This window comes from Micromonospora sp. ABR4_055 (genome assembly GCF_056160425.1).
Window position 1 is genome coordinate 1 of sequence record NZ_JBSWXD010000202.1, and the last position, 10243, is coordinate 10243.

Sequence of the window (10243 nt, forward strand, 5' to 3'; positions counted from 1 at the left end):
ATCTACACTCGGATAAGATCGTCGGCAGCGTCAGATGTGGAGAAGAGACAGGCCGAGGCCCGCCCCCACCGCCGTCGCCCACTGCTGGACCGGCGCGGCCGGAATCAGCAGTCGAAGTACATCGCGAACTCGTGCGGGGTCGGCCGCAGGCGGACCGGGTCGACCTCGTTGGACCGCTTCCAGTCGACCCAGGTGGAGATGAGGTCCGGCGTGAAGACCCCACCCTCGAGCAGGAAGTCGTGGTCGGCCTCCAGCGAGTCCAGCACGGCCGGCAGCGAACCCGGCACCTGCTTGACGTTGCCCCACTCCTCCGGCGGCAGGTCGTACAGGTCCTTGTCGATCGGCGTCGGCGGCTCGATCTTGCTCTTGATGCCGTCCAGGCCGGCCATCAGCATGGCGGAGAAGGCCAGGTAGACGTTCGCCGACGGATCCGGCACCCGGAACTCGACCCGCTTGGCCTTGGCGTTGCTGCCGGTGACCGGGATCCGGGTACAGGCGGACCGGTTGCGCTGCGAGTACACCAGGTTGACCGGTGCTTCGAAGCCCGGCACCAGTCGACGGTAGGAGTTGACCGTCGGGTTGGTGAAGGCCAGCAGCGACGGCGCGTGGTGCAGCAGACCGCCGATGTACCAGCGGGCGGTGTCCGACAGGCCGGCGTAGCCGGTCTCGTCGTAGAACAGCGGCTCGCCGTTGAGCCAGAGGCTCTGGTGGGTGTGCATGCCGGAGCCGTTGTCGCCGAACAGCGGCTTCGGCATGAAGGTCGCGGTCTTGCCGCTGGCCCAGGCGGTGTTCTTGACGATGTACTTGAACAGCTGCAGCTGGTCGCCGGCGTGCAGCAGGGTGGAGAACTTGTAGTTGATCTCGGCCTGGCCGGCGGTGCCGACCTCGTGGTGCGACCGCTCCACGGTGAAGCCGGTGTCGATCAGCTTGCGGACGATCTTGTCACGCAGGTCGGCGTAGTGGTCGACCGGCGGCACCGGGAAGTAGCCGCCCTTGTAGTTGGTCTTGTACCCGCGGTTGCCGCCCTCTTCCTCGCGACCGCTGTTCCACCAGCCCTCGATCGAGTCGATGTAGTAGTAGGCCTGGTTCGCGGAGGTCTCGTGGCGGATCGAGTCGAAGATGTAGAACTCCGCCTCGGGTCCGAAGTAGGCGGTGTCGGCGATGCCGCTCGCCGCCAGGTAGGCCTCCGCCTTCTTGGCCACGTTACGCGGGTCCCGGGAGTACGCCTCCCGGGTGAACGGGTCGTGGATGAAGAAGTTGAGCGCCAGCGTCTTCTCGATCCGGAACGGGTCGATGAATGCGGTGGCGACATCCGGCAGCAGCAGCATGTCCGACTCGTGGATCGCCTGGAAACCACGGATCGAAGACCCGTCGAAGGCGAGGCCGGTGGTGAAAATGTCCTCGTCGACCGACTCGACCGGCAAGTTGAAGTGCTGCATCACGCCGGGCAGGTCACAGAAGCGTACGTCGACGAATTTCACGCCCTCGTCTTTGAGGTACCGCAGTAGTTCCTCGGGATTGGCGAACACACGTCCTCCTGGCACGTCGCACTGATGGCTATGCTGGTCGCGACGCTATGGCCGCGGAGTTGCCCCACCGTGTCTCTAATGTTTCCGCCGTGTTACGTCCCCTGCGGAGCGTGATCCCGACCAATCGTCCCCCGCAGGATACGGCAGATGGCCCAGGCTAGTCTGGCCGTTCGTGGGTATCGGAAGGGGGAGCAGCGTGGCGGCTAGCGCAAATGCGGCTGCGGGTGGGGCGACGGACGGTCCGGCGGGGTCGGGTGCCAAGGTGTCCAGCCTGCTTCGCCGCACCGGTGCCCTAGTGATTGACTGGCTACTCTGTGTGCTTATCTCCAGCCTGTTTGCCGACCCGGCCCGGTCCGGCTGGCCACCGGTAGTCGTGCTGATCGCCGAGTACGGCATCTTCCTCGGGCTGTTCGCCCAGACCCCGGGAATGTGGCTGGCCCGGATCCGGTGTGTCTCGGCCGCCGACGGCGGCCGGATCGGCGTACCCCGGGCACTGCTGCGCGGACTGCTGCTGGCCCTGGTGATCCCGCCGCTGGTGATGGACGAGCGGCGACGCGGCCTGCACGACCGGGCCGCCGGCTCGGTCGTCGTCGCCGTCCCCAGCTGACCCACGACCGCAACCGCCCGGCCCGGCCCACCGCACCGCCCGGCCCACCGCACCGCGCCGTCATTGCGGCGACCGGCGGTCAGCGGCCCCGGGTCTGCCGGAAAGCGCCCTTCGGCGGTCGCATGTTCTTCGGAATGGCGCCCTTGGGTAACTGCGGCCGGGCCGACAACGCGGTCAGCCGCTTGTCCAACGCGTTGACGTCCTTGCCGGTCAGGTTGCGCGGCAAGCGCATCAGCGTCGTACGCATCCTGCGGATCGACAACTCGCCCTCGTCGGTGCCGATCACGTAGTCGTACAGCGGCGCACTGCCGATCACCTTCGCCAGCCGCCGCTTCTCCTGACCGAGCAACCCCCGGACCCGCTGCGGGTTGCCCTCGGCGAGCAGGATCACCCCGGGCCGCCCGATCACCAGATGGACCATGTCCATCTGGGTGGTCGAACTGACCGCCGGCGTCACCCGCCAGTCACCGCGCATGTTCTCCAGCAGCGAGGCCGCCGCACCCGGCTGGCCCTCGGCGACGTTCATCATCGCCGTGTTGGACCGCAGGTTCAGCACGATCAGTACGGCGAGCAGCGCCACCAGGATGCCGACCGGCAGCCACATCCACCCCAGCTTCAGCGTCACCGGCACGGTGATCGCCAGCGGCAGCACGACGGCGGCCACCGCCAGCGGGACGAACCACTTGTCGCGCTTGGCGGTGAACGAGAACACCATGCCGATCTGCTTCAGCCGCTGGCCGAACGACACCTTCTCCTGGGGTTTCGCCATGCGAGGCAGTCTAGTTGCCGGGGGCGAAGCCGTTCACCGGGCGGTCAGCCGGCCAGCGGCTGGGCCTCGCGCTGGCGCAGCGCCTGCTGGTAGAGCCGGCCGGCGCGGTACGACGAACGCACCAGCGGGCCGCTCATCACCCCGGAGAAGCCGATCCGCTCGGCCTCCTCGCGCAGCTCGACGAACTCCTCCGGCTTGACCCAGCGCTGCACCGGGTGATGCCGTGGCGTCGGGCGCAGATACTGGGTGATGGTGATCAGCTCGCACCCGGCGGCGTGCAGATCGCGCAGCGCCTGCGACACCTCGGAGCGCTCCTCGCCGAGGCCGAGGATCAGGTTGGACTTGGCCACCAGGCCGGCCGTGCGGGCCCGGGTGAGCACGTCGAGCGAGCGCTCGTACCGGAAGGCCGGCCGGATCCGCTTGAAGATCCGGGGCACCGTCTCGACGTTGTGAGCGAGCACCTCCGGTCGGGCGGCGAACACCTCGTCGAGCTGGCCGGCGTCGCCGTTGAAATCCGGGATCAGCAACTCGACGCCGCAGCCGGGCTGCAGCGCGTGAATCTGCCGGACGGTCTCGGCGTACAGCCAGGCACCCCCGTCGGGCAGGTCGTCGCGGGCCACCCCGGTGACCGTGGCGTAGCGCAGACCCATCGCCGCGACCGACTCGCCGACCCGGCGGGGCTCGTCGGCGTCGAACTCGGCCGGTTTGCCGGTGTCGATCTGACAGAAGTCGCAGCGCCGGGTGCACTGGTCCCCACCGATGAGGAAGGTGGCTTCCCGGTCCTCCCAACACTCGTAGATGTTGGGGCAGCCGGCCTCCTGACAGACGGTGTGCAACCCTTCCCGTTGCACCAGCCCGCGCAGCTCGGTGAACTCCGGCCCCATCCTGGCCTTGACCTTGATCCACGGGGGTTTGCGCTCGATCGGGGTCTCGGCGTTGCGGACCTCCAGGCGCAGCAGGCGTCGTCCCTCCGGAGCAATGGTCACCCTTGCCAGCCTACGCCGGCCGGTGCCCGCTCGGGCGGCCAGGCGACCGTGCGGCCACCGCTCACCGGGTGAGTTGGCTCACCCGAGGCATCGATCGGCCGGCGGACCCGAGAGCGGTCGGCTCAGCCGAGCGTGGGCAGGTGGCGCTCGACGACCGGCAGCACCTCGGCGACGGTCACCGGCCGGCCGAGCTCGGCGCTCAGCGAGGTGACACCGACGTCGCGCAGACCGCACGGCACGATCCGGTCATACGCCGTCAGGTCCGGGTCGCAGTTGATCGCGAAACCGTGCTGGGTGACCCCGCGGGCGACCCGGATGCCGATCGCCGCCACCTTGCGGGCCGGTCCACGGTCGTCGGCCGGCACCCAGACCCCGCTGTGGTTCGGCCCGTCGAGGCGGGTGGCGGCCAGCCCGAATTCGGCGCAGACGTCGATCAGCAGTTGCTCGACCCGGCGTACGTAGGCGACCACGTCGATCGGCTCCGACAACCGGACGATGGGGTAGCCGACCAACTGCCCCGGGCCGTGCCAGGTGATCTTGCCGCCCCGGTCGACGTCCACCACCGGGGTGCCGTCGACCGGGCGGTCCCACGGCTCGGTGCGCTTGCCAGCCGTGTAGACACTCGGGTGCTCCAGCAGGAGCACGGTGTCCGGCTCCTCGCCGGCGACCACGGCGGCGTGCAGTCGACGCTGCTCCGCCCAGGCGGTCTGGTAGTCGACGACGCCGGCTCGGACCCCGCGCAGGCGGGAAATGATGCTGGTCACGTCGTCCAGCCTAGTCCGCTACCGGTCGGTCGGGTCGGTCCGTGGTCCGGCTCACCAGCCGCCCTCCGGCGCCGGCCAGAGCCAGACGTCGGTGACCCGCTGCGGCGGGCCGAGCAGTTCGGTGGTCGCGGTCAGCAGCGCCTCGGCGTCGACCGGGAACTTCGCCCCGTGCACCCGGTCGGCGAGCACCACCGCCTCGGCATCCCAGTACCGCAGGTCGGCGCGGGCGGCGGCCCGGTCGGCGTCGGTGATCGGCGGCACCACGCCGGTGCGGGCGACCTCGTGCAGCAGCCCGTCGGTGGCCCGGGGGACCGGTCCGATCCGGCCCCGGCCGTCCGGTCCGCCGGGGCCGAGGAAGAAGCCGGACGGGATGGCGAACTCGCCCTGCCGGTGCGCGAACGCGTACGCCTGCCAACGTTGACCGTCGGGTAGCACATCGAGGGTGAACGGTACCGGGGCGAGCACCCTGCCCTGGCTGACGTGGTCACGCCAGGCACCCGAGGTGATGAAGTCCGGGATCGGCTCCCGTTCGATGGTGAGCAGACTGGCCGGGGTCAGCGGCAGCAGCGCCGCGACGAACGCCGCGGCCCACCACCGGCCGTACCGCGCCTGCCCGCCGGCCCGACGGGTGAGCAGCAGGCTCAGCGTCAGCGCCAGCAGGATGCCGATGACCGGGGTGACCACCATGGCCAGCCGGGCCGGCAGCGCGGCGTTGAACACCGGAGCGCCGGCCAGCGGGGCGTACGGCAGCGGGATGTCGGTGATCGTCCCGCCGATCTTCAGCCGGGGGCCGAGGGAGAGCACCGCGAACACGGCGGCGGTGACGGCGAGGGCCCGCAGCGTCGCTCGCCGACCGGGATCGGCGGCCCGCCAGAGCAGCACCAGGCAGCCGACGGTCAACATCAGCAGCGGTACGCCGAAGAAGCTGTTCTCCTCGGTCTCGTTCGGCGCCAGCCCGGTGCCCAGCCCGGCGACACCGGCCAGCGAGCGTTCCGGGAACGCCCCGTAGGCGAGGAGGTCCTCGCTGTGCACCCGGGCGTCGAAACCGGTGCCGTGGAACACCTGCGGGCCGAAGAAGTGCAACCACAACGGGTACGCCAACAGTGCGGTCGCCACGACCGCGGTGAGCGCCAGGCCGCGCAGCAGTCGGGGGAGCGCGTCGCGGACCTCGGCGGCGCGGCTGCGGTCCAGCGCCCAGACGCCGAGGAACACGCCGCAGGCCAGGGCGGTGAAGAACAGGCCCTCGGCGGCGATCGAGAAGGCCGCCGCGACGGCTACGCCGAGGATCAGGCCGTTGCGCACCCAGCCGCCCCGGCCCAGCGGCCGGGCCCCGGGGCGCCCACGCAGCGCGAGGACCCGCCAGACGATGATCGGCACCAGCCAGCCGGCGGTCCAGTTCAGGTGGGCGTTGGCGTGCGACACCATGGCCGGCGCGAAGCCGCAGAACAGTCCGCCGACGGCGGCCGCCAGCCGGGACGGCACGAACGGAGCGCCGTCGTCGCCGGTGGGTAGCCGGGACAGCAGCCAGTACCAGGTGAAGCCGGTGCCGGCCAGGTTGAGGGTGAGGATCACCAGGAATGTCGCCGGTGGCCCGATCAGGAAGGTCAGCGGCGCGAACAGCACCGCGTACACGGTGATCGAGGTGTTGACCGCGAGATTCACCCCGTCGGGGGCGTTGAGCAGGTACGTGAACAGCGGGTTCTCGCCGTGGGTCAGCGCGTAGGCGCCGTAGCCGAGCAGCCACTCGAACAGCGCCTGGTCGCTGGAGTTGACGGTGATCGCCCGGCTGTCCGGACCGGCCCACAGCCCGCTGGTGACCCAGCCGGCGAGGACCACCGCGACCACCGCGACGACCAGGTCGGCGCGCCAGCGGGCCGGGCCGCCGGCCCGGCCCCTCAACCGGCCGCTGGTCACCGGCCGGGTGGTCGCGGCGCTGTCGGGCAGTGGGGACGGAGCGGTCGGCACCGGCGGAGAGTACCAATTTCGCCCGACACGCCCGTGCCGTACCTAGGCTTGACGAAGTTATTGGAAATGACTTCCAATGTACGCGTACCTGTTGAGTTGTTTGGGAGAGATCCACGGTGAAGATCTGTTTTGTCGGTAAGGGTGGCAGTGGCAAGACCACCCTGGCGGCCCTGTTCGCCCGCCACCTCGCAGCCACCCCGGTCGGCCCCGACGACGGCCCGCCGCCGCTGCTCGCGGTCGACGCCGACATCAACCAGCATCTCGCCGCGGCCCTCGGCGCCAGCGACGACGAGGCGGTGCTGCTACCGGCGTTGGGCGACCACCTGGCCGACATCAAGGAGTATCTGCGCGGCGACAATCCCCGGATCGGCTCGGCCGCAGCGATGGTCAAGACCACCCCGCCCGGGCGAGGCTCGCGGCTGCTCACCGTCGCCGGGGCCAACCCGATCTACGACGCGCTGGTCCGCGAGGTGGCTGGTATCCGGCTCGCCGTCACCGGGCCGTTCGCCACCGACGATCTCGGCGTCGCCTGCTACCACTCCAAGGTCGGCGCGGTGGAACTGCTGCTCAACCACCTGGTCGACGGTGCCGGTGAGTACGTGGTCGTCGACATGACCGCCGGGGCCGACTCGTTCGCCTCCGGGCTGTTCACCCGGTTCGACGCCACCTTCCTGGTCTGCGAGCCCACGGTGCGCAGCGTCGGGGTCTACCGGCAGTACGTCGGCTACGCCCGCGACTACGGCGTCCGGGTGCACGTCGTCGGCAACAAGATCGACGACGAGTCGGACGTGGACTTCCTGCGCGAGCACGTCGGCGCGGATCTGCTGACCTGGATCGGGCGGTCGGCCTTCGTCAAGGCGGCCGAGCGGGGCCGGCACCAGCCGATCACCGCGATGGAGCCGGCGAACCGTGACGCTCTGGACATGATGCGCACAACCGTCGATGCTTGTGGCAAGGACTGGGCCAACTACACCCGGCAGGCGGTGGAGTTCCACCTACGCAACGCCGCCGCCTGGGCCAACGACCGGGTCGGCGAGAACCTCGCCGACCAGGTCGACCCGGAGTTCGTACTCGGACCAGACCTGCTGGTCCGCTGACCGTAGCGTGAGGAGAAAGCATGTCCCTCGACGTACCTGCCGCCCTGCTGGAGCGGGCCGAATCCGGCCGGGTCGACGACGCCGAATTCGTCGACTGCGTACGCCAGTCCCTGCCGTACGCCTGGTCGGTGGTGTCCCAGGTGGCCACCGAGGCCCAGGGTGGCACGGCCGAGTTCGCCGACCACGCGGTGCCGCCACCCAGCGAGGCCGAGCGTGGCCAACTGCTGCGGGCGCTGGCCAGCGACGCGATCCGGGGCGGCCTGGAGCGGCACTTCGGCGTCAAGTTCGCCTTCCAGAACTGCCACCGGGTGGCCGCCTTCAAACTGTCCGCCGTCGGCGGCGAGACCTATCAGGAGTTCATCTCCCCGGTGGCCCAGCTGCGCAACCAGTCACCCGAGCTGCGTGACTGCTGAGCCGACCATCTCGACGGCGGCCGGCGACCTGAACCAGCCAGCGGTGGACCTGTTCCTGCTGGCGGCACATGGTCTGCCGGCCACCGTCGGCTACGCGCGCGCCGCCGAGGCAGCCGGCCTCGGCGGCGTGTGGCTTGCCGAACACCACTTCGTCTCGTACGGGCAGTGCCCGTCCGCCACCACCCTGGCCGGCTACCTGCTCGGCGCCACCCGTCGGATCGCCGTCGGCACCGCGGCGGCCGTGCTGTCCAACCGGCATCCGGTCGCGCTCGCCGAGGAAGCAGTCCTGCTTGACACGGTCTCCGCCGGCCGGTTCCGGCTCGGGGTCGCCCGTGGCGGCCCCTGGGTGGACCTGGAGGTCTACGGCACCGGCCTGGACCGGTACCGGGACGGCTTCGCCGAATCGCTGGATCTGCTGAGCCGCTGGCTCTCCGGCGCGGCGACGGTCGGCGCCGACGGTCAGTTCTTCACGTTCCGCGATGTGCCGGTGGTGCCGCGACCGGCCCGCCCGATGCCGATCTGGATTGCGGCGACCTCGCCGGCGACGGTCGACCTCGCCGCCAGCCGCGGACTTGCCCTGCTGCTCGGGGTGCACGACGACGACGCGGCGAAGGCCGCCACGCTGGCCCGGTACGCGGACGTCGCCGCCGCCAACGGGCACGACCCGGCCATCGTGCCGCACGCCTCGGTGCATCTGATCGGGCTCGCCGACTCCCGGGCCGCCGCCGAGCGGGTGCTCCGCCGGACCCTGCCACCGTGGCTGGCCACCACCCGCGAGTACGTCCGGATCGACGGCTCGGCGCCGGCCCACCGGGACCTCGACGCCTACGCCGAGCACCTGCTGCGAATCCACCCACTGGGCAGCGCGGCCGAGTGCGCCGCGCGGCTTGCCGCCAGCGCGGCGACCATCGGCGCCCACCGGCTGGTGCTGATGGTCGAGGGCGCCGGTCCGGCTGCCACCGGCGACCTGATCACGGCCATCGGCACCGACCTGCTCCCGGCGCTGCCCTGACCGGTCTGGACGCCACCCGGCGCGGGGTCACCCCTGCGTCAGGGCGGCGTGCAGCGCGTCCGGCAGGTCCGGGTACCGGTAGGTGAACCCGGCCTCGGTCAGCGCCCCGGGCAACACCCGGGAGGAGCGCAGCGCCTCGGTGGCGAACTCGCCCAGCGCCACGTGCAACGCGAACGCGGGGACCGGCAGCACCGCCGGTCGGTGCACCGCCGACCCGAGCGCCTTGCCGAACGCCGCGTTGGTCACCGGCGCCGGCCCGACCACGTTGACCGGGCCGGAGATGTCATCGTGATCGAGCAGGAAGGTCACCGCCCGCAGCCAGTCCTGCATGGCGATCCACGGCACCCACTGCCGCCCACTGCCGAGCTTGCCGCCCAGCCCGAGCCGGAACGGCAGCAGCTGCGGCTTGAGCAGGCCGCCGTCACGGTGCAACGGCAGACCGGTGCGTAGCCGGACCACCCGTACGCCGGCGTTCTCGGCCGGCCCGGTGGACGCCTCCCAGACCCGCGCCACGTCGGCCAGGAAACCCTCACCGGCCGGGGCGTTCTCCTCGACCGGCTGGTCGCCGGTGTCGCCGTACCAGCCGACCGCTGACGAGTTCAGCAGCACCGCCGGCCGGTCCGCTGCCGCGAGACCGGACATCGCGGTGGCCAGCGTGGTGGTGCTGTCCACCCGGCTGGACCGGATCAACGCCTTGTAGCCGTCGGTCCAGCGTTTGTCGCCGACCCCGGCACCGGCCAGGTTGATCACCGCGTCGATGCCGGTGAACACCGCCGGGTCGAGCTGCCCGGCCGACGGCGACCAGCTGAACTCCGCCGGCCCGCGCGCCGGCCGGCGGACCAGTTGTACGGTCTCGTGTCCGCAGCTGTGCAGGTGGTCGGTCAGTCTGGTGCCGAGGAAGCCGGACGCGCCGGCCAACAGGATGCGCATGCGGACATCTTCGCTGATCGCGGTGGTGCCGGCTGCGGACCACCGCCATTGGGTGCAAAACGGCGGGTGGGGGGGGGGGGGGGGGGGGGGGGAACCCCCCCCCCCCCCAAACAAGGGGAGCTCTTTTTTTGGGACCTCCCTAAAAGGAGAGAGGCCCCTCCCCCAACCCCA

At 70.9% G+C, this 10243-nt stretch carries 10 protein-coding genes; 4 read left to right on the top strand and 6 right to left on the bottom strand.

Features of this window, described 5'->3' with window-relative positions; all coding sequences use genetic code 11:
* Positions 1–104: 104 nt before the first annotated feature.
* Positions 105–1529 (bottom strand): type I glutamate--ammonia ligase, encoded by a 1425-nt coding sequence (gene glnA, locus ACXAHD_RS29270; RefSeq protein ID WP_281550782.1) that lies wholly within the window; start codon positions 1527–1529, stop codon positions 105–107.
* 262 nt (positions 1530–1791) lie between these two features.
* Between glnA and ACXAHD_RS29275 the strand changes: the two genes are divergently transcribed.
* Entirely contained in the window at positions 1792–2136 is a 345-nt protein-coding gene (locus tag ACXAHD_RS29275; RefSeq protein ID WP_281550781.1) for an RDD family protein, read from the top strand.
* Positions 2137–2215: 79 nt separating this feature from the next.
* On the opposite strand, the gene ACXAHD_RS29280 is transcribed toward ACXAHD_RS29275, so the two are convergent.
* From ACXAHD_RS29280 to ACXAHD_RS29295, 4 genes are all read right to left on the bottom strand, one after another.
* Positions 2216–2905 (bottom strand): DUF4191 domain-containing protein, encoded by a 690-nt coding sequence (locus ACXAHD_RS29280; RefSeq protein WP_281550780.1) that lies wholly within the window; start codon positions 2903–2905, stop codon positions 2216–2218.
* A gap of 44 nt (positions 2906–2949) precedes the next feature.
* A complete protein-coding gene (gene lipA / locus ACXAHD_RS29285; RefSeq protein WP_281550779.1) occupies positions 2950–3891 on the bottom strand; it encodes a lipoyl synthase in 942 nt (313 codons plus the stop codon).
* A gap of 122 nt (positions 3892–4013) precedes the next feature.
* Complete coding sequence (gene lipB, locus ACXAHD_RS29290; protein WP_281550778.1) at positions 4014–4655, bottom strand: lipoyl(octanoyl) transferase LipB; 642 nt, start codon at positions 4653–4655, stop codon at positions 4014–4016.
* Between the two features lie 51 nt (positions 4656–4706).
* Complete coding sequence (locus ACXAHD_RS29295; RefSeq protein WP_475054661.1) at positions 4707–6599, bottom strand: DUF6311 domain-containing protein; 1893 nt, start codon at positions 6597–6599, stop codon at positions 4707–4709.
* Between the two features lie 137 nt (positions 6600–6736).
* Between ACXAHD_RS29295 and ACXAHD_RS29300 the strand changes: the two genes are divergently transcribed.
* From ACXAHD_RS29300 to ACXAHD_RS29310, 3 genes are read left to right on the top strand one after another with little or no spacing between them, the layout of a single operon-like run.
* Entirely contained in the window at positions 6737–7717 is a 981-nt protein-coding gene (locus tag ACXAHD_RS29300) for an ATP-binding protein (RefSeq protein WP_281550777.1), read from the top strand.
* A gap of 20 nt (positions 7718–7737) precedes the next feature.
* Entirely contained in the window at positions 7738–8130 is a 393-nt protein-coding gene (locus tag ACXAHD_RS29305; RefSeq protein WP_281550776.1) for an SCO5389 family protein, read from the top strand.
* Positions 8120–9142 (top strand): LLM class flavin-dependent oxidoreductase, encoded by a 1023-nt coding sequence (locus ACXAHD_RS29310; RefSeq protein ID WP_281550775.1) that lies wholly within the window; start codon positions 8120–8122, stop codon positions 9140–9142. The genes ACXAHD_RS29305 and ACXAHD_RS29310 overlap by 11 nt, the downstream gene beginning before the upstream one ends.
* A 27-nt stretch (positions 9143–9169) precedes the next feature.
* Here ACXAHD_RS29310 and ACXAHD_RS29315 read toward each other — a convergent pair whose 3' ends face one another.
* A complete protein-coding gene (locus tag ACXAHD_RS29315) occupies positions 9170–10072 on the bottom strand; it encodes a TIGR01777 family oxidoreductase (RefSeq protein ID WP_281550774.1) in 903 nt (300 codons plus the stop codon).
* Positions 10073–10243: the final 171 nt, after the last annotated feature.